The sequence below is a fragment of the Angustibacter luteus genome (assembly GCF_039541115.1).
Classification (GTDB): Bacteria; Actinomycetota; Actinomycetes; order Actinomycetales; family Angustibacteraceae; genus Angustibacter; species Angustibacter luteus.
Genome location: NZ_BAABFP010000005.1, coordinates 200,876 through 218,468, shown reverse-complemented (window position 1 = coordinate 218,468; position 17,593 = coordinate 200,876). Strand labels below are relative to the sequence as shown.

The 17,593-nt window shown below is 74.3% G+C and carries 20 protein-coding genes; 5 read left to right on the top strand and 15 right to left on the bottom strand.

What is annotated here, in order from left to right:
- Nucleotides 1–126 precede the first annotated feature (126 nt).
- The 3 genes from ABEB17_RS10160 to ABEB17_RS10150 are packed head-to-tail and all read right to left on the bottom strand — an operon-like array spanning nt 127 to nt 2,749.
- Nucleotides 127–972: an inositol monophosphatase family protein gene (locus ABEB17_RS10160; protein ID WP_345716580.1), complete on the bottom strand. Its 846-nt coding sequence runs from the start codon at nt 970–972 to the stop codon at nt 127–129.
- On the bottom strand, nt 969–2,105 hold the full coding sequence (locus ABEB17_RS10155) for a ferrochelatase (RefSeq protein ID WP_345716579.1): 1,137 nt from the start codon (nt 2,103–2,105) through the stop codon (nt 969–971). The genes ABEB17_RS10160 and ABEB17_RS10155 overlap by 4 nt, the downstream gene beginning before the upstream one ends.
- Nucleotides 2,102–2,749 carry a trimeric intracellular cation channel family protein gene (locus ABEB17_RS10150; RefSeq protein ID WP_345716578.1) on the bottom strand — a complete coding sequence of 216 codons (648 nt, stop codon included), beginning with the start codon at nt 2,747–2,749 and terminating at the stop codon, nt 2,102–2,104. Before ABEB17_RS10150 ends, ABEB17_RS10155 begins: the two co-directional genes overlap by 4 nt.
- A gap of 93 nt (nt 2,750–2,842) precedes the next feature.
- Between ABEB17_RS10150 and sepH the strand changes: the two genes are divergently transcribed.
- The 3 genes from sepH to ABEB17_RS10135 all read left to right on the top strand — a co-directional run bounded on the left by sepH (nt 2,843) and on the right by ABEB17_RS10135 (nt 6,221).
- Nucleotides 2,843–4,114 carry a septation protein SepH gene (gene sepH, locus ABEB17_RS10145; RefSeq protein WP_345716577.1) on the top strand — a complete coding sequence of 424 codons (1,272 nt, stop codon included), beginning with the start codon at nt 2,843–2,845 and terminating at the stop codon, nt 4,112–4,114.
- A 27-nt stretch (nt 4,115–4,141) separates the two neighbouring features.
- Nucleotides 4,142–5,092, top strand: a complete 951-nt coding sequence (locus ABEB17_RS10140) for an MBL fold metallo-hydrolase (RefSeq protein WP_345716576.1) — start codon at nt 4,142–4,144, stop codon at nt 5,090–5,092.
- A 76-nt stretch (nt 5,093–5,168) separates the two neighbouring features.
- The gene (locus tag ABEB17_RS10135; RefSeq protein WP_345716575.1) at nt 5,169–6,221 is read left to right on the top strand and encodes a Gfo/Idh/MocA family oxidoreductase; all 1,053 of its coding nucleotides are present in this window, start codon (nt 5,169–5,171) and stop codon (nt 6,219–6,221) included.
- Nucleotides 6,222–6,239: 18 nt separating this feature from the next.
- Here ABEB17_RS10135 and ABEB17_RS10130 read toward each other — a convergent pair whose 3' ends face one another.
- From ABEB17_RS10130 to ABEB17_RS10080, 11 genes are all read right to left on the bottom strand, one after another.
- Entirely contained in the window at nt 6,240–7,049 is an 810-nt protein-coding gene (locus ABEB17_RS10130; RefSeq protein WP_345716574.1) for a pentapeptide repeat-containing protein, read from the bottom strand.
- Nucleotides 7,050–7,131: 82 nt separating this feature from the next.
- Entirely contained in the window at nt 7,132–7,521 is a 390-nt protein-coding gene (locus tag ABEB17_RS10125; protein WP_345716573.1) for a nuclear transport factor 2 family protein, read from the bottom strand.
- 34 nt (nt 7,522–7,555) lie between these two features.
- The gene (def, locus tag ABEB17_RS10120) at nt 7,556–8,077 is read right to left on the bottom strand and encodes a peptide deformylase (protein WP_345716572.1); all 522 of its coding nucleotides are present in this window, start codon (nt 8,075–8,077) and stop codon (nt 7,556–7,558) included.
- Entirely contained in the window at nt 8,074–8,538 is a 465-nt protein-coding gene (locus tag ABEB17_RS10115; RefSeq protein WP_345716571.1) for a Fur family transcriptional regulator, read from the bottom strand. The genes def and ABEB17_RS10115 overlap by 4 nt, the downstream gene beginning before the upstream one ends.
- Nucleotides 8,535–9,113 carry a class I SAM-dependent methyltransferase gene (locus ABEB17_RS10110; protein ID WP_345716570.1) on the bottom strand — a complete coding sequence of 193 codons (579 nt, stop codon included), beginning with the start codon at nt 9,111–9,113 and terminating at the stop codon, nt 8,535–8,537. The genes ABEB17_RS10115 and ABEB17_RS10110 overlap by 4 nt, the downstream gene beginning before the upstream one ends.
- 2 nt (nt 9,114–9,115) lie before the next feature.
- Entirely contained in the window at nt 9,116–9,835 is a 720-nt protein-coding gene (locus tag ABEB17_RS10105; protein WP_345716569.1) for a thymidine kinase, read from the bottom strand.
- A 12-nt stretch (nt 9,836–9,847) separates the two neighbouring features.
- On the bottom strand, nt 9,848–11,011 hold the full coding sequence (locus tag ABEB17_RS10100; protein WP_345716568.1) for an alkaline phosphatase family protein: 1,164 nt from the start codon (nt 11,009–11,011) through the stop codon (nt 9,848–9,850).
- Nucleotides 11,008–11,601 carry a DUF5998 family protein gene (locus ABEB17_RS10095; RefSeq protein WP_345716567.1) on the bottom strand — a complete coding sequence of 198 codons (594 nt, stop codon included), beginning with the start codon at nt 11,599–11,601 and terminating at the stop codon, nt 11,008–11,010. Before ABEB17_RS10095 ends, ABEB17_RS10100 begins: the two co-directional genes overlap by 4 nt.
- Before the next feature lie 48 nt (nt 11,602–11,649).
- A complete protein-coding gene (locus ABEB17_RS10090; RefSeq protein WP_345716566.1) occupies nt 11,650–12,042 on the bottom strand; it encodes a type II toxin-antitoxin system VapC family toxin in 393 nt (130 codons plus the stop codon).
- Complete coding sequence (locus ABEB17_RS10085; protein ID WP_345716565.1) at nt 12,039–12,299, bottom strand: type II toxin-antitoxin system Phd/YefM family antitoxin; 261 nt, start codon at nt 12,297–12,299, stop codon at nt 12,039–12,041. Before ABEB17_RS10085 ends, ABEB17_RS10090 begins: the two co-directional genes overlap by 4 nt.
- Before the next feature lie 50 nt (nt 12,300–12,349).
- Nucleotides 12,350–14,995 carry a bifunctional acetate--CoA ligase family protein/GNAT family N-acetyltransferase gene (locus ABEB17_RS10080; protein WP_345716564.1) on the bottom strand — a complete coding sequence of 882 codons (2,646 nt, stop codon included), beginning with the start codon at nt 14,993–14,995 and terminating at the stop codon, nt 12,350–12,352.
- A 56-nt stretch (nt 14,996–15,051) separates the two neighbouring features.
- Between ABEB17_RS10080 and ABEB17_RS10075 the strand changes: the two genes are divergently transcribed.
- Together ABEB17_RS10075 and ABEB17_RS10070 are read left to right on the top strand one after the other, a co-directional pair.
- Nucleotides 15,052–15,969, top strand: a complete 918-nt coding sequence (locus ABEB17_RS10075) for a pseudouridine-5'-phosphate glycosidase (RefSeq protein ID WP_378226931.1) — start codon at nt 15,052–15,054, stop codon at nt 15,967–15,969.
- Entirely contained in the window at nt 15,966–16,946 is a 981-nt protein-coding gene (locus ABEB17_RS10070; RefSeq protein WP_345716563.1) for a carbohydrate kinase family protein, read from the top strand. The genes ABEB17_RS10075 and ABEB17_RS10070 overlap by 4 nt, the downstream gene beginning before the upstream one ends.
- On the opposite strand, the gene ABEB17_RS10065 is transcribed toward ABEB17_RS10070, so the two are convergent.
- Nucleotides 16,924–17,493, bottom strand: a complete 570-nt coding sequence (locus ABEB17_RS10065; RefSeq protein WP_345716562.1) for a hypothetical protein — start codon at nt 17,491–17,493, stop codon at nt 16,924–16,926. The two genes, ABEB17_RS10070 and ABEB17_RS10065, sit on opposite strands and share 23 nt — an antisense overlap.
- Between the last annotated feature and the right edge of the window lie 100 nt (nt 17,494–17,593).

Sequence of the window (17,593 nt, the reverse complement as noted above, 5' to 3'; positions counted from 1 at the left end):
TCCGCGGGGTATCGCTGTGATGATCTTGCTGATCTTGGCTCATGCAGCTCGCCGCGTGGTAACGCGCTCGCGCTCGGTTTTGTGCCCGGCCAGGACAGGGATTGTGCCTCATCCGGACCAGTGCGGTCACACTGCGTCCGTGTCCGGTCGCAAAGGGCCCACCAGGTGCTGGAGTGCAGCATGCACCACGGGTCCGGCCGCGAGCACGAGGGACTCCCCCGCTGGCGCGTTTCCCAGTCCGGTGACCAGCGCGCCGGCCTCGCGGGCGACCAGCCCGCCGGCGGCGACGTCCCAGGGCTGCAGCCCTCGCTCGAGGTAGGCGTCGACCCGCCCGCAGGCCACCTGGCACAGGTCCAGCGCGCCGCTGCCGATCCGGCGGATGTCGCGCACCTGGGGCAGCAGCGCCGCGATCACCTGGGCCTGCTTGCGCCGTCGGCCGGAGTCGTAGCCGAAGCCGGTGGCCAGCAGCACCTGCCCCAGGTCGTCGACGTCGTTGACCTGCAGGCGCCGTCCGTCCAGGTGGGCGCCGCCGCCGAGGGTGGCGGTGTACGTCTCCCCCGCCGCGGGGTTGTGCACGCACCCGGCGAGCACCTGGTGGCCGGCCGGGTCGCGCGGGTCACCGGTCACGGCGGCGATGCTGACGGCGTACGCCGGGATGCCGTACAGGTAGTTGACCGTGCCGTCGATCGGGTCGACCACCCAGGTGATGCCCGAGGTGCCGACGACGTCGTCCCCCTCCTCGCCGAGCAGGCTGTCGTCCGGCCGGGCCTCCAGCAGCAGGCGGCGCAGCAGCTGCTCGCTGCGCTGGTCCATGACCGTGACGACGTCGGTCGGGCTGGACTTGGTGAGCGCCACGCCCAGGTCCGCCGGGCGCTCGTCGCGGATCAGCACGCCCGCCTCCCGGGCGGCGCTCTCGGCCAGGGCGAGCAGCGCGAGCAGCTCCGCCGGGTCCCGCGTCGCCGGCGCGTTCACCGGGCACCCCCGGCGACCAGCGGCGACGTCCAGTCCTCGCCGCAGGCCGCCGGCCGTGACGCGCGCAGGTTCTGGCAGCAGCCCACCGGACAGGTGGACGGCGTCGGGCCGCGCGACCCGAGGGACGGACGCTCCGGCTCCCCACCGCGGGCCTGCGCGGCGCGCTCGACCAGGAGGTCGACCAGCCCGGTGACGAACCGGCGATCCGTGCCGACGGTCGCCGCGCGAGCGAACGGCAGGCCGATCTCGTCGGCGACCTCTCGCGCTTCGGTGTCGAGGTCGTACACCACCTCGAGGTGGTCGCTGACGAACCCGATCGGGCAGACCGCCGCCCCCGGGACCCCGGCCGCCTGCAACGCCCGCAGGTGGTCGCCGACGTCCGGTTCGAGCCAGGGCTGGGACGGCGGTCCTGACCGCGAGCAGTAGACCAGCTCCCACGGGACGGCGTGGCCGAGCTCGCGCCCGACGGCGTCCGCGACGACGGCTGCGACATCTCGGTGCTGCTCGGAGTAGGCCGGGCTGAGGTCGCCGCCGGGGCCACTGGCCTCGTCCATCACGTCCGGCACGGAGTGGGTGACGAACACCAGGTGGGCACCGGCGGGCAGCTGCGCCAGCGCCTGCAGCGCCGCCTCGGCGTTCGGCTCGACGAAACCCGGGTGGTTGAAGTACGGCCGCACCTTGGCGACGTCCAGCCCACGTCCCTCGGCGGCCAGGGTGAGGACCGCACCGGCCAGGTCCTCGCGGTACTGCCGGCAGCTGGAGTACGACGAGTAGGCGCTCGTCGTCACCACCAGGACGCGGCGGTGCCCGGCGTCGTGCGCCTCCCGCAGCGCGTCCGTGACGTACGGCGCCCAGTTGCGGTTGCCCCACAGCAGCGGCTGGTCCAGGCCACGGCCGTCCAGCTCCGTGCGCAGCGCGGCCAGCAGCGCTCGGTTCTGGTCGTTGATGGGGCTGCGCCCGTCGAAGAGCGCGTAGTGCTCGGCGACCTCGGCCAGCCGGTCGTCGGGGATCCCCCGCCCAGCGGTCACGTTGCGCAGGAACGGCAGGACGTCGTCCGGCCCCTCCGGCCCCCCGAACGAGAGCAGCAGGACGGAGTCGTACGGGTCGAGCGAGTCGTTCGTCGCGGCGCTCACGGCTCGATTGTGCCCGGCGGTTGGGTGCGCAGCGGCCGCGGGGCGTTCAGGTCGAGCACCACGGCGATCATCCGGACGCCGAACACGAGCGCCGCGCAGCCCAGCGCCACCCCCGGGCCGAGCAGGTCCAGCTCGTGCGCGCCGACCACCAGCGTGGCACCGAGGGCCGCCGGCACCGCGTACAGCTCGCGGGTCAGCACCTCCGGCACCTCCCGGGCCAGGACGTCGCGGAGCATCCCGCCCCCGATGGCTGACAGGGTGCCGACGATGACGCAGGTCAGGTCCGGCATGCCCAGCGCCAGGGCGGTCAGTGCGCCGCTGACGCAGAAGGCGCCGAGCCCGGCGGCGTCCAGCACCTTGACGATCCGCGAGATCCGGCCGAAGGCCGGGTGCCACAGGAAGGTGAGCACGCCACCGAGGGCGCCGGCCGCCACCAGTCGCCAGTCGGTGACGCCGGTGGGCGGGACCACGCCGATCAGCAGGTCGCGCAGGACGCCGCCGCCGAGGCCGGCCACCAGGGCCAGGACCAGCACCCCGAACAGGTCGAGCTGCTTCTTGACGGCGACGAGACCGCCGGAGATCGCGAACACCAGCACCCCGACGAGGTCGAGCACGAGCTGGAGCCGAGCATCAGGAAGGATCACGGGCAGCCAGCCTAGGCGCCTCGGGCGCGCCTGCCGCGATCCGAGCCGTCACGGTGGCAGAGTCGGACCTGCCACGATCTGGAGGTTTTCGGGATGCACGACCTGCGACTCGTCGGGGTCCACGACGACGGCGAGCACCTGGTGCTCGGCGACGCCGACGGCCAGCGCTTCCTGCTGTCGGTCGACGAGGCGCTGCGGGCCGCGGTCCGCCGCGACCGGGCGCACCTCGGCCAGCTGCAGATCGAGATGGGCGGCGGCCTTCGGCCCGCCGAGGTGCAGGCCCGGGTCCGGGCCGGCGCCACTGCCGAGGACGTCGCCGCGGCCTGCGGCTGGCCCGTGGACCGGGTCCGGCGCTACGAGGGACCCGTGCTGGCCGAACGTGAGCACGTCGCCGAGATGGCCCGCGCGGTCACCCTGCGCGGCCGCGGCAAGGACCAGGTCACCCTCGGTACGGAGGTCGGTCGTCGGCTGGCCGGGCGCGGCGTCGACCCCGACACGGTCAGCTGGGACAGCTGGCGCACGGATGACGGCCCGTGGACCGTGGTCCTGACCTTCCCGGCCGGTGGTCGGACCCGGCAGGCCCGGTGGCACTTCGACGCCACCGCGCGCACCGTGACGCCGGCGGACGACGAGGCGCGCTGGCTGAGCGAGCAGGCACCGGAGGCGGACGGCCCGCTCGGCGGTGCCCGGCTCGCTGCGGTGCCCAACGGCAGCCTCTACGACATCGAGGCCGACGGCGGGGTGGACGGGCCGCCGGTCCGCGAGCGCTCCGACGTGGACGACCCGCTCGACCTGATGACCGCGATGCGCTCACGCCGCCGAGAGCGTGACCTGCACCGCACCACGACCCGCCGCCCGCACAGCGAGCCGGTCGACCCGGCCGACGTCCCCGGGGCCCGGCACCCCGCGAGGCGTCGGCGTGCGCCGGTCGAGGCCCCGCTCGAGCTGGACCCCGCCCTGCTCGGTGACCCGCCGGCGGCGCACCCGCCGGCCAGCGAGGTCGCCGCGCTCGTCGCCGAGGCCACCAAGGCAGCGGAGTCGACCGAGCCGGTGGCCGAGCCGCACCGGTGGCCCCTCGCGGCCCAGATGCACGAGGCCGCTCGGGCGGACGACGAGGACACCGGCGAGATCCCCGTGCCGGAGCCCGTGGAGATCGCCCAGCTGGCACCCGAGCCCGAGGTCGACACGACGTCCGAACCGACGTCCGACACGACGTCCGACACGGCCCTCGACGCCACGTCGGACGAGCCGGACGAGCCGGATGACGAGCACGGCGGTCCGGGCAAGCACCGCCCCGCCGCCCGCGCTCGCCGCTCGAGTGTGCCGAGCTGGGACGACATCATGTTCGGCGCCAAGCGCGACTGACCGGTCCGGCCCGCTGGTGAGCGTCCGGTGAGCGTCGACTTCGGGTCCACGGACTCGGCCGGGGTCCTGCCGGCGCGGTGGATCCACGGGCAGCGTCCCGGTGGCGCTCCGGACCCGCTGCTGCAGGTGCACTGGTACGACGAGCACACCGCGATCATCCGGCAGAGCAAGTCGGTCACCTTCGAGGCGCCGTTCCTGTACCTGCTGTTCGGCAACGAGCGAGCACTGCTGCTGGACACCGGGGCGACCAAGGACCGGGCGCGGTTTCCGTTGCGCGACACCGTGGACAGCCTCGTCCGGGAGTGGACGTCGCGGTGGCTGGCCGCAGCCGACCGCGACGGCTACGGCCTGGTGGTGGTGCACTCCCACGCCCACGGCGACCACGTCGCCGGGGACGGCCAGCTGTCGGACCGGCCGCACACGGTGGTCGTCGGCCACGAGGTATCTGCGGTCCGTGCGTTCTTCGGTCTCGCCGACTGGCCGCGGGACCGGGCCGAGCTCGACCTGGGCGGTCGGGTGCTCGACGTCCTCGCGATCCCCGGCCACCACCCGGCGCACGTCGCGCTGCTCGACCGCTGGGCCGGCCTGCTGCTCACCGGCGACTCCGTCTACCCGGGACGCCTCTACGTCCGCGACCCCCGAGCGTTCGCGGCGAGCCTGGACCGGCTGGCCGCCCTGGTCGAGGACCGGGCGGTGCGGCACGTCCTGGGCTGCCACATCGAGATGACCAGCACGCCTGGCGTGGACTACCCGGTCGGTGCGACGTACCAGCCGGACGAGGCACGGCTGGCGATGACCCTGGGCCAGCTTGCCGAGGTGCGCGCGGCGGCGCACCGCTTCGTCGACGTCCCCGGCGTGCACCGGTTCGCCGCGTTCCACCTGTGGATCGGGCCGTGCCGGGGCGCAGCGGTCCGGCAGGCCGGGCGACTGCTCTGGTCGCGGGCCGACCGGCTGCCTATCCTGCGCAGATGGCGATGAACAAGCCGGTGGTCTTCGGCGTCCTCGGCGGTCTGGCGTGGTTCGTGCTCGGCATCCTGGTCGGGCACTTCTTCTGGTGACCGCACGTTTCGCGGTCGTCGGGTCGGGCTGGCGGGCGGGCTACTTCTGGCGGGCCGCCGCCGGGCTCGACGGACTCGAGTGCGTGGGCGCGGTGGTCCGGTCCCCCCGGGGCCTCGAGGTGCCGACGTTCCCGTCGCTGGACGACTGCGTCCGCCGGGCCAGCCCGGACTTCGTGGTCACTGCGGTCCCGTGGCCGGCCACGCCCGGCGTGGTCCGCGCCGCCGTCGCGGCGGGCGTGCCGGTGCTTGCCGAGACCCCGCCCGCGCCCGACCTCCCGGGCCTGCGGTCGCTGTGGGCGGACGTCGGGGCCAGCCCGCTCGTGCAGGTCGCCGAGCAGTACCTGCTCATGCCCTCGCACGCGGCCCGGCTGGCCCTGGTGCGCTCTGGCGCCATCGGCGTCCCGACCCAGGTGCAGGTCTCGTCCACGCACCAGTACCACGCGGTGTCGCTGATGCGTGGCTTCCTGGACGCCGGTCGCCGGCCGGTGCGGGTGCAGGCGACCCGGACCACCGCGCCGCTCGTGCAGCCGCTCGACCGCGACGGGTGGACCGACGAGGCGCACCCTGCCCCGGTGACCACGACCATCGCCACCCTGGACTTCGGCGAAGGGCGCTCCGGCGTGTACGACTTCACCGACAACCAGTGGCACAACCAGCTGCGGTTCCGCCGGCTGCTGGTCCGCGGCAGCCACGGCGAGCTGCGGGACGACGACGTCGTCCGGCTGACCGGGCCGCGCACGATCGTGAGATCGGCGCTGACTCGGCGACAGACCGGCTACGACCTGGACCTCGACGGCTTCGACACCGATCACATCTCGTGCGGCTCGGACGTGTTGTACCGCAACCCGTACGTCGGTCGGCGGTGGAACGACGAGGAGGTGGCGATCGCGACGCTCCTCGAGCAGATGGCGGCCTGGGTGGCAGACGCCGGTCCGCCGCCGTACCCGCTCGCGGACGGCGCGCACGACCACGCGGTGGCCCTCGCCGTCGACGAGGCGCTCGCTCGCGGCGAGGCGGTGACCACCGAGCACGAGCCCTGGGCCGGCTGACGGTGAAACCGCCGGTCGTCACCGACGGTGCTTCGACGCCCGCCAGTGGCCCGGGCGCCCGATCGACGGCGGCAGCGCGGTGGCGGCGTCCCCTCGCGCGGCGTTCACCTGGAACGCGGTGAGGTAGAGCGTGGACGACAGGTCGGCCCCGTGGACGTCGGCGCCGCGCAGGTCCGCGCCGATCACGTCAGCGCCGCGCAGGTCCGCGCCGCGCAGGTTCGCCCCGATCAGGTAGGCACCCCGCAGGTTCGCCCCCACCAGGTCGGCGCCGGACAGGTCCCGGCCCACCAGGTCGGCGCCCCGGCGCTCGGCGGGACGGCGCGAAGGACCTCGGACGAGCTCGCTGGCCCGGGTGAGCACCGGGTCCACCTCACGCCGGCAGCCCTCGCTGTCGACAGCGGCCAGCGCGTCGGCGTCCAGGTCGGTGAGTGCCGTGACCCGCGTCTGCGCCGCCAGCAGCGCGTCGTGCACCGGCTCGGTCTCGGGCCGGCCGAGGGCGTCCGCCAGGTACCAGAGCAGCTCGTGCAGGTCCCGCATCCGCTGGTAGGCGGGGAACATCGCGGCCGCGAGCTCGGGCGAGTCCTGCCAGGAACGCCCACCGAACGTCCGCTGGACGACGTGCTGACCGGCCCCGAAGCAGTCGTACACCGTGCAGCCGGCAAATCCCCTGTCCCGCAACGTGTCGTGGATCGAGCACCGGTGGTCGGCCAGCAGGTTGACGCACGGCTGGCCCGCCGGCTTGTCCAGCGCGAAGTCCGCCGACCGGCTGAAGGCCGGCACGACGCAGCACAGTCCGGCACAGCGACTGCAGTCGGCTCGCAGCTCCACCCGTCGAGCATCGCCGATCCCTGACCGGCACGCTCAGCGATTCACGAACCTCGCGGGGTACGAGTGGGCGCACGGCGGGGCGCTACTCGGCGTGCGGCCTCGGGATCCCGCCGGCCCGCAGCGGCGTGGAGTGCCGGCGCCAGACCCGCCACCCCTGCGGGGTACGCAGCCAGGTGTCGGTGATGGCGAACGGTCCGTCCCGCTCGACCCCGGCGACGACGGCTCGCATGTCGATCATCTGCAGGTGGACGGCGACGTCGCCCTGCTGGTCCCACTGCGACCCGGCGACGTCCCACTGGCTGACGACGTAGTCGGGCAGCGTGCGCAGCCACTCGGCGCGGTCCACGTGGGCCGGGACCGGGTGGACCAGCACCAGGGCGTAGTCCTCGTGCAGCCAGCGAGCGGCCCCGTCGGTGTCCCGGGCCAGCAGAGCCGCGACCCACTGGGCGTCCGCGTCCTCGATGTCGATCATGACCGGACCGTAGCCCCTGGGCACACCGTCGGGGTCAGAACGCGCCGAACGCCCCGCCGCTCGGACGACGTGACTCGCGGGCCGCCGCCTCGGTGATCGCGGCCCGCCGGTCCGCACCACTGAGGTGGTCCAGGTACAGCAGGCCCTTCAGGTGGTCGGTCTCGTGCTGCAGGCAGCGTCCGAGCAGACCCTCTCCGGCGACCCGCACCGGCTGCCCGTGCACGTCGAAGCCGGTCACCACCGCGCGCTCGAACCGAGGCGTGTCGAACACCTGACCGACGACGGACAGGCAGCCCTCACCGTCGACGACGACCTCGCCGGACGTCTCCACCACGGTGGGGTTCACGACGACGCCGGCCTCGTCGTCCACCTCGTAGACGAAGACCGACAGCCCGACGCCGATCTGGTTGGCGGCCAACCCCACCCCCTGGGCGGCATGCATCGACACCCACATCCGGTCAACCAGTGCGGCCAGCGCCGCGTCGAACGCCAGCACCGGGGACGTGGCCGTGCGCAGGACGGGGTCGCCGACCTGCCGGATCGGCGCCGCGCTCACTGCTGCTCCCGGCAGTCCGCGCAGGAGCCGGACAGCGCGACGTGCGAGGGGTCCAGCGCGAACCCGTGCTCGGCCAGCACCTGGGCGGCGACCTCGTCGAGCAGCGCGCCCGACAGGTCGAGCACGGTGCCGCAGGACTCGCACTGCGCGTGCAGGTGCGCCTCGGTGCCGGCCAGGTGGTAGGTCGTGGTGCCGTGCCCGACGTGCACGTGCTGGACGACGCCGAGCTGGCTGAGCGTCTCGAGGGTGCGGTAGACGGATGCGCGGTGCACCGACGCGTCCTGCTCGGCGACCGCCGAGACCACCTGGTCAGCCGTCAGGTGCGCACGGCGGGCGGCGAGGGCCGTGATCACCACCCGGCGCGGGCCGGTCATCCGGTCGCCCCGGGCGCGCAGGAGGGCGGCGGCGCGCTCGACCGCGGCCTCGGCGTCCTGGCGGTGCTCGTGCTGGTGGTCGCTCATCTCGTCGCCACCAGCAGGACGTCGATCGCGGTACCGGCGTCCGTGACCCGCTCGACCTGCTCGGCCCGCTCGATGCTCGCGCCCCGCGCCCAGTCGCGCAGCAACGCGACGGTGGGCAGCACCGACGGGTCCTGCGGCCCGCCGACGCCGCGCGCGATGTTGTCGAGGTCGTGCGCGATCACGACCAGGCGACCGCCCGGCACGAGGGCCTCGACGCAGCGTCCGACGACGCCAGCCATCTGCTCGTGCTCGAGCTGCAGGTACAGGAGGGTGACCAGGTCGAAGCCGGTGCCCAGCTCGGCCGTGGTGACGTCGTCCACCACCCAGTCGACCGAGAGTCCCTGTGCCGCAGCGCGTTCACGCCCCTTCTCGATCCCGGTCGCGGAGAAGTCGACAGCGGTGACCTGCCAGCCGAGCGTCGCGAGCCAGATCGCGGTGCGTCCCTCCCCGGTGGCGACGTCGAGCGCCCGTCCCGGCAACCAGTCCCGGGCGAGGGAGGCGAACAGCGCGTTCGGTCCGGCCGACCACACCATCGGTGCGTCGGCGTAGCGGGCGTCCCAGCCCTCGGCGTCCACGGCTACCCCGCCTGGCTCGTCGGCTGGCTCGTCGGCTGGCTCGGGGCCGCGCGAAGCGGCGGCACCGGGCAGATGTCGAGGTCCAGCGGCAGCACGTCCGGCGACATCGCAGCGGCCTGCGCCGCGTGCCGGGTCATCCGACGCATGTGGTGCCGCCGGCACAGCACCTCGTAGCCGATCTCGCCGGACCCGACGTTCGTGTCACCCACGACGACCTGGGCACCCTCGACGACCATGACGCCGTCCTCGGTGCGCGCGTTGTGCGTCGCCCGCGCACCGCACCAGCAGAGCGCCTCGACCTGCAGCACCTGGACCCGGTCCGCGAGCTCGATCAGCCGCTGCGAGCCGGGGAACAGCCGGGTGCGGAAGTCGGCGGTGATGCCGAACGCGAAGACGTCCACCGCCATCTCGTCGACCAGCCGGGCCAGCTGGTCCACCTGGTCGGGCGCGTAGAACTGGGCCTCGTCGCAGATCACGAAGTCGACCCGCCCGCCGGACATCCGCCGGGCGACGACGACGTCCCAGAAGTCGAGGTCGGGGGTGACCTCGAGGGCGTCGCCGAGCAGCCCGAGCCGGCTGCTCAGCACGGCCTCGCCGGCCCGGTCCTGCTGGGTGAACATCAGGCCGGCGCGTCCGGCCACGGTGTGGTTGTGGTTCATCTGCAGGGCCAGGGTCGACTTGCCGCAGTCCATGGTCCCGGAGAAGAAGACGAGCTCAGCCACCGGTGAATCCTGTCACGAAGGGCCGTCGATGGTCAGCAGGGGCACGAGCGACTCCTGCGGGGTGAGCGCGCCGTGCAGGCCGACCAGGGCGAGCAGGGCGGGTCGCATCCGGCGCGAGTCGACCACCGCCAGGCCGGGGCGGCAGACCACCACGACGTCGCCGATGCGCTCGGTGACGTGGGAGGCGACGACGCCGAACAGCCCCGCGTCCACCGCCTGCGCCCGGGACAGCACGTCTGCCCGCTCGCCCAGCCGCTCGGTCCACGTCGCCTGCACGGACTCCGCCCGGTCGGGCTCGCAGTACAGCTGCGGGCAGCGCGGCTCACCGCCGCTGTGCCGCACGTCCTTGGCGAGCTCGGCGTCGTGCGCCAGGTCGATCCGCTGGTGGTGCGGCACGTCGACCATGCCGTGGTCGGCGGTCACGTGCAGGGTCGTGCCCCGGGGCAGGCCGCCGACGAGCCGGCGTACCGCGAGGTCGACGCGGGCCAGCTCCTCGCCCCACTCCCACGAACCGCAGCCGCTGACGTGACCGACCTTGTCGACGTCCCCCCAGTAGACGTACACGAGGGCGCGCGGCGAGGCGCGTAGCGCGGCGATCGCGGCGTCCACCCGGTCGTCGAGGGAGTCCGCGGCCACGAACCGACCGCCGCGCAGCGCCGCCTCGGTCAGCCCGGACCCGTCGAAGAAGCCCGGCCCGATCCGGACGACGTCCAGCCCCGCGGCGGCGGCGTGCTGGAACATGGTGGTCTCGCGCTGCCAGCGCCGTGGGTCGACCGCCGGCTCCCAGGACAGCTCGTTCAGCAGCTCGTCGCGCTCCGGGACGAGGACCTCGTACCCGACCAGGCCGTGCGCCCCCGGAGGCAATCCGGTGCCCAGGCTGCCCATGCTGGTGGCCGTCGTGGTCGGGAAGCCCGCGGTCAACGTGCCGGTGCGCTCCAGCTGGCCGCGCAGGAACGGCGCGTGACCGGCGCGCTCACGCAGCAGCAGGTCACCCAGGCCGTCGACGAGCAGGACGCAGGCCCGCTCCGTGGGGGCCAGGGCCAACGGCCCGGACGGCGCGACCTCCGGCAGCACGCGGTCCAGCAGGTCGACACCGAGGCTGCGCACGACCGCGGGCATCAGGTCGGCGAGCGTGCCGGTCCCGTACTGCGGTGCGGTCAGGGCGTGCGGGCTCACCCGGCGCGACCGGCGGTGGCCGCGGACAGCGCGCGGGCGAAGTCCAGCGCGCGCTGCATGGCCTCCTCGCCGTCGGCGTCGGCGGAGACCCGCAACGAGATGTCGTCGGTGCTCGCCGTGCCCGTGTAGCCGTGGTCGGCCTCGCAGTCCGGGTCCGCGCAGCCGGCCGGCTCGAGGTCGAGCCGGCTCACGCCACCCCAGCCGATGGTGAGGGTGAGCTCGCGCGACCCCTCGCCCGACCGGTAGGTCTCCGGACGCGGCACCACGTGCGTGACGACGACGGACTTCACCGCGGGCAGCGGGACGGCCTCGGTCGCGGCGGTCGCGTACGACTGCGGCGGCCCGTCCGGCGGCTCGGGCGCGTGGTCGTCCGCGTGCACGACGACCAGCCGGGTCGCGGTGAGCACCAGGACGGTGATGTGCCGGCGCACGACGTCGTGGTCGAACGTCGTCTCGGCGTGCACGAGGTGGCCGTGGGTCGGCTCCCCCGCCACGCTGACGTCCAGCACGTCGGCCACGAGGTCGGGGTAGTACCCGGCGTGCTCGAGGTCGTCACGCAGCGTGGTGGGCAGGCTCGGCGTCTTGCGCATCCGCACATCATCCCACCCGCAGGTCGACCCGCATGACCACGGTTGTGCTCACACCCGGATCACGCTGAGGCCGGGGACGTCGTCGAAGTCAGCGTCCTGCGTCACGACCGGGACGTCGAGTGCCATGGCGGTGGCCGCGATCCAGGAGTCGTTGACCTTCATCCGCCGGCCGGTGTCGCGCAGCGCGACGCGCAGCTGCGCCCACGTGCGAGCGACGTCGACGCCGATCTCGATCGTCGCGACCGCCGCGGCATCGGAGGCGGTGCGCATGCGGCGGGCCCTCGTGGCGGTGTCGTGGGCTGCCAGCACCCCCGCCCACAGCTCTCCGACGGTCACGATCGACACCGCGAGCTCGTCCGGCAGGGAGGACAGGTCTGCGGGCCGGCCGTCCACCCGCGCGATGAACACGGACGTGTCCAGCAGGCCTCGTCCGGTACTCACGCGAGATCGTCGAGCTCGTCGCCCGCCAGTTCCCCGAGGTCGCGCGAGAGGCCGGCATCCGCGAGCGACGCGGCCAGGATCTGCTCGACCTGTGAGCGTGGCGTCCACCCGCCCGCTCGGAGCGGGACCAGCTGGGCCACCGCCCGACCCGAGGCCGTCACAGTGATGGGCTCGCCCGCCTCAACGCGACGCAGGACACTGCTGAGGTGGTCGCGCAGCTCGCGCGTTCCGACCACGTGCTCCGCGGCTGGCGTCATGATCCTGATGGTACACCTGTGGCCACCTGTGTACCACGCGGTTTTCTGGCTCAGCCGGGGATGCGGCGGGTGTCGGCGTCCGTACGGACCGGGGGTGGCGCCAACCGCACCCGCGCGGAGAGCACCGAGACACCCTCGGGTGCGGCGACGACCGGGTTCAGCTCCAGCTCGGCCACCTGCTGCAGGTCGTCGGCGAGCACGGACACCCGGCCCACGAGGTCCTCCAACGCGTCGACGTCCACCGGCTCGGCGCCGCGGTACCCGAACAGCAGCGGCGCCGCCCGGATCCCCCGGACCAGGTCGACGACGTCCCCCTCGCGCAGCGGCGGGCTGCGGCGGGCGACGTCTCCGAGCAGCTCGGTCGGTGGCCCGCCGACGCCGAACTCCACGACCGGCCCGAACAACGGGTCCTCGACGGAGCGCAGCACGCAGGCCACCCCGACCGGCGCCATGGCCTGGACGACGAACTCCCCCGGACCGTGCCGCTCGAGCAGTCGGAGCATCTCGTCGAAGTCGTGCCGCAGCTCGCCCTCGCTCAGGATGTCCAGCCGGACCGCACCCAGGTCGGCGCGGTGCCGCAGCAGCGGCGCGGTCGCCTTGAGCGCCACCGGGTAGCCCGCCCGCTCCGCGGCCGCGGCCGCCTCCGCCGCGGTGGTCACCGGGAACGACGGCCAGACCTCCACCCCGTACGCGGCCAACAGCTCGGCGGCGTCGCTCGGCTCCAACCACACGCCGTCCGGGTCGGTCGGGGTCAGCCGCTCCACCAGCTCACGGGCCCGCTCGCGCTGCAGGTCCTTCGGGGCGACCCGCTGGCCGCGGTCGCGGCTGCGCCACTGCGCGTACCGGGTCGCGGAGACCAGGGCGCGCACCGAGTCCTCCGGCGTCGGGTACGCCGGAACGGTTCGCGAGGACGACGACAGCGCCTCGGTGACGCCGTGCATCCCCAAGAACGTCGCCACGCAGGTCTTGTCCCCGGCGGCGGCGACCTCCGCGAGCGCCACGGCGACGTCCGCGTCGATGGTCACCAGCGGCGGGATGAAGCCGGCGACGACGGAGTCGACGTCGGGGGCGGCGAAGGCCGCGGTCAGCGCCTGCCGGAACTCGTCCGCGCTCGCCTCCGAGGCCACCGCGACGGGACCGTGCACGACGTCCAGGCCCCAGCTGGCGCAGGCGTCGGCCGCCAACGCCCCCAGCGCGGCGGAGTTGGTCACCACGGCCACCCGCGGTCCGGTGGGCAGGGGCTGGTGCACGACCAGCTGCGCGACGTCGAACAGCTGGTGGATGTTCTCCACCCGGATGACGCCGGCCTGGTGCAGGATCTGGTCGACGGCGTCCCGTGGCAGCAGCGACTCCCGCACGGTGTGACCGGGCGGGACGCCGAAGCTGGACTGTCCGGACTTCAGCACGATGACGGGCTTGCTGCGGGACAGCCGCCGCGCGACCCGGGAGAACTTGCGCGGGTTGCCCATGCTCTCCAGGTACAGGCCGACCGCGTCGGTCGCCGGGTCGTCCAGCCAGTACTGCATGGCGTCGTTGCCGGACACGTCCGCGCGGTTGCCCGACGACAGGAAGCTGGAGACCCCGAGCCCGCGCCGGCGGGCGGTGTCGAGCACCGCGATGCCCAGCGCGCCGGACTGGCTGAACAGGCCGAGCCGGCCGTTCGGGGGCAGCGCCGGGGCCAGCGAGGCGTTGAGCCGGACCGCCGGGTCGGTGTTCACGATGCCGAACGAGTTCGGCCCGACCACCCGCATGCCGCGCCGGTGGGCCGTGCGGACGAGCGAGACCTGCCGCGCCGCGCCGTCCTCACCGGTCTCGGCGAAGCCGCTGCTGACCACGACCAGCCCGCGTACGCCGGCGGTGCCGCAGTCGGCGACCACGTCGCCGACGCTCTCGGCGGGGACGGCGACCACCGCGAGGTCGACCTGGCCGGGGATGTCGGTGACCCGGGTGTGGCTCTCGACGCCCTGGACCTCCCAGGCCTCCGGGTTCACCGCGTAGAGCGGCCCGGTGAAGCCCCCCTCGATCAGGTTCTGCAGCAGCCGGTGGCCGATGGCGTCCGGGTCGCGGCTCGCGCCGACGACCGCCACCGACGTCGGGTTCAGCAGGGTCTGCACGCTGCGCGCCTCGGCGCGGTGCTCGCGAGCCTCCCGGACCTGGTCGGAGTCCTCGGTGGGCGAGATGTCGAACGACAGGGCGATCACGCCGTCCTCGTAGCGGTGGCTCACCTGGTAGCCGGCGTCGCTGAAGACCGCGATCATCTTGCGGTTCTGCGGCAGGACGTCGGCCACGAACTTGCCGATCCCCCGCTCGCGCGCGGCCGCGGCGAGGTGCTCCAGCAGGACCGAGCCGACGCCGCGCCCCTGGTGGGCGTCCGAGATGTTGAACGCCACCTCCGCCGTGGACCCCTCGATCCGGTCGTACCGGCCGATCCCCACGATCGCGTCGTCCAGGGTGGCCACCAGCCCGACCCGGTCCCGGTGGTCGACGTTCGTGAAGCGCTGGAGCTCGCGGTCCGAGAGCCGAGCCAGCGGAGCGAAGAACCGCAGGTAGATCGACTCGGCGCTCTGCCCGGCGTGGAACTCCTCGACGGCCGGGGCGTCGTCCGGCCGGATCGGCCGCAGGTGCACGACCCCGCCGTCCCGCAGGACGACGTCCGCCTCCCAGTGCGCGGGGTACGGGAGCGTGTCTGCGGGCACGCCGCGAGCCTAGTCCGGTCGCTGGTTAGGCTGCGGCGCATGACGAGGAGCCGGCTGTGATCGTGCTGTCCGACGAGGTGCGCGCGGCGCTCGCCGAGGGCCGCCCCGTCGTGGCGCTGGAGTCAACCATCATCAGCCACGGGCTGCCCCGGCCGACCAACCTCACGGTCGCCCGGGAGATCGAGCAGGTCGTGCGGGACGGCGGGGCCGTGCCGGCCACGGTGGCGCTCGTCGCCGGCCAGGTGCGGATCGGCCTGGACGACGCGGCGCTGGCCACGGTCGCCGGGGACGACTCCGTGGTGAAGGTGAGCGTGCGCGACCTGGCGGTGGTCGCGGCCCGCGGCGGGCATGGCGCGACCACGGTCGCCTCGACCGCGCACCTGGCGGCCCGGGCCGGCATCGCCGTGTTCGCGACCGGCGGCCTGGGCGGCGTGCACCGCGGCGCGAACCTGACGTTCGACGAGTCCGCCGACCTGGTCACCCTGTCGCGGGTGCCGACCACCGTGGTGTGCGCCGGAGTGAAGTCGATCCTGGACGTCGCCGCCACCCTGGAGCGGATGGAGACGCTGGGCATCGGCCTGGTCGGCTACCGCACGGACCGGTTCCCGGGCTTCTACCTGTCCGACTCCGGGCACGCCGTCGAGCACCGGGTGGACAGCCCGCAGGCGGTGGCTGCCGTCATGCGCTCCCGGGCCGAGCTGGGCACCGACCGGGCCGGGCTCGTCGTCGCCAACCCGCTCCCGGCCGACGAGCAGCTCGACCCGGCCCTGCACGACCGGGTGCTCACCCAGGCCCTGGCCGGCGCGGACGCCGAGGGCGTGCACGGCAAGGACACCACGCCCTACCTGCTCGCCCGGTTCCACCACGACACCGACGGGCGAAGCCTCGAGGTCAACACCCGGATCATCCTGCGCAACGCCGCGCTCGCCGCGCAGATCGCCGTCGCGCACGCCACCGGCGGCCAGCACTCGTGAGCGGCGCGCCGGTGCTGGTGATCGGGGACGTGATGACCGACGTCGTGGCGCGGGTGGACGACCCGCTCGCGCTGGGCTCGGACACCGCCGCCCACGTGCAGACCCACCAGGGCGGGGCGGGCGCGAACGTCGCGGCGTGGCTCGCGGCGCTGGACGTGCCGGTCCGCTTCGTCGGCCGGGTCGGCGCGGACCCCTTCGGCACCGAGTCGGTCCAGGTGCTGCGCACCGGCGGCGTCGACGTGCGGGTGGCCGTGGACGACGTCCGGGCGACCGGCACCGTCGTGGTGCTGGTCGGCGCCGACGGCGAGCGCACGATGCTGCCGGACGCCGGCGCGAACTCCGGGCTCACCACCGACGACGTGGCGGCCGGGGACGTGGCCAGCGCCGGGTGGCTGCACGTCTCGGGGTACACGTTGCTCAACCCCGGATCGCGTGACGCCGGGTCCGCGGCACTCGCCGCCGCGCGCGCCGCCGGGGTGCGGACGTCGGTCGACGTGGCGAGCGCCGCGCCGCTGCAGGCGTTGGGTGGCAAGGAGTTCGTCCGGCTGACCGAGGGCACGGACCTCGTCTTCTGCACGCTCGACGAGGCCGAGGTCCTGGTCGGCACGCGAGACCCCGAGCTCGCCGTGGCCCGGCTCACCGCCGACTACCGCGAGGTGGTGCTCAAGCTGGGCCGGGCCGGTGCCCGGTGGGCGAGCGAGGGCGCGGCCCCGGTGACCGTGCCGGCGTGCCCGCCGTCCGGGGCCGTCGTCGACTCGACCGGCGCGGGCGACGCCTTCTGCGCTGCCTACCTCGCCGTGACCCTCGCCGTGACCCTCCCCGTGACGTCGGACGGCGGGGCCGTGGCCGACGCCCTGGCCGCCGGGTGCCGGGCGGGCGCGGCATTGGTCACCCGGGTGGGGACCCGCCCCGTTCCCCCTCCCCGTGATCATGCACGTTCGCCCCAGGACCCCCTCAGTCCAGGCAGCCCACGTTGACCTTGGCGACGCCCTTGGGTGCGCCGACCTTGGCGGTGTAGGCCGCGGCAAAGGTGGTGGCCTGCTGCTGGGTGGCGAAGTAGAGGGTCGCGGCCGACCAGTAGTCGTACTCGTCGAGCTTGAGGGCCTCCATGGCCCCCTGGTCGCACGCGACGTCGCCGACGACCGCCTGGTAGCCGACGGACGCGGCGTCCTTCTGGGCCCGCTCCACCGCCGGGTCGCTAGCGCTGTGGCCGACGGCCAGGTACACCCCCCACACCGGGTCACCCTGCTGGGGCTCGCCGAGCGACTTCGGCCACGCCGGCGACGGCGCGGCCGATGCGGTGGACGTCGCCGAGGCAGTCGCCGAGGGAGCACCGGTCTGGGACGGGCTCGCCGGCTCGGACGGCGGGTCCGTGGTCGTGGAGCCGGTGCTCGCGCTCGGTGCGGCCGGGGCCGAGGCCGCCACCTGGCCGCCGTCGCCGGTACCGCACCCGCTCAGCACTGCGACGGCGAGGGCTGCGCAGCCTGCGGCGAGGACGGCGTGAGAGCCGTGACGGCTGCGCATGGTGGTGCCTCCTGGGACGGATGAGATCGACATATGGGCGTCGACAGGACACGTCGCCGCCTTGAGGATCCAGTCTGCGTCCCGGGCGTCCACCGTTGCA

What these genes read in the sequence shown, in the direction of transcription:
- ABEB17_RS10065 (WP_345716562.1), bottom strand. Translation starts at nt 17,493, where the DNA reads ATGCGCAGCCGTCACGGCTCTCACGCCGTCCTCGCCGCAGGCTGCGCA.
- ABEB17_RS10125 (WP_345716573.1), bottom strand. Translation starts at nt 7,521, where the DNA reads ATGATCGACATCGAGGACGCGGACGCCCAGTGGGTCGCGGCTCTGCTG.
- sepH (WP_345716577.1), top strand. Translation starts at nt 2,843, where the DNA reads ATGCACGACCTGCGACTCGTCGGGGTCCACGACGACGGCGAGCACCTG.
- ABEB17_RS10115 (WP_345716571.1), bottom strand. Translation starts at nt 8,538, where the DNA reads ATGAGCGACCACCAGCACGAGCACCGCCAGGACGCCGAGGCCGCGGTC.
- ABEB17_RS10095 (WP_345716567.1), bottom strand. Translation starts at nt 11,601, where the DNA reads ATGCGCAAGACGCCGAGCCTGCCCACCACGCTGCGTGACGACCTCGAG.
- ABEB17_RS10085 (WP_345716565.1), bottom strand. Translation starts at nt 12,299, where the DNA reads ATGACGCCAGCCGCGGAGCACGTGGTCGGAACGCGCGAGCTGCGCGAC.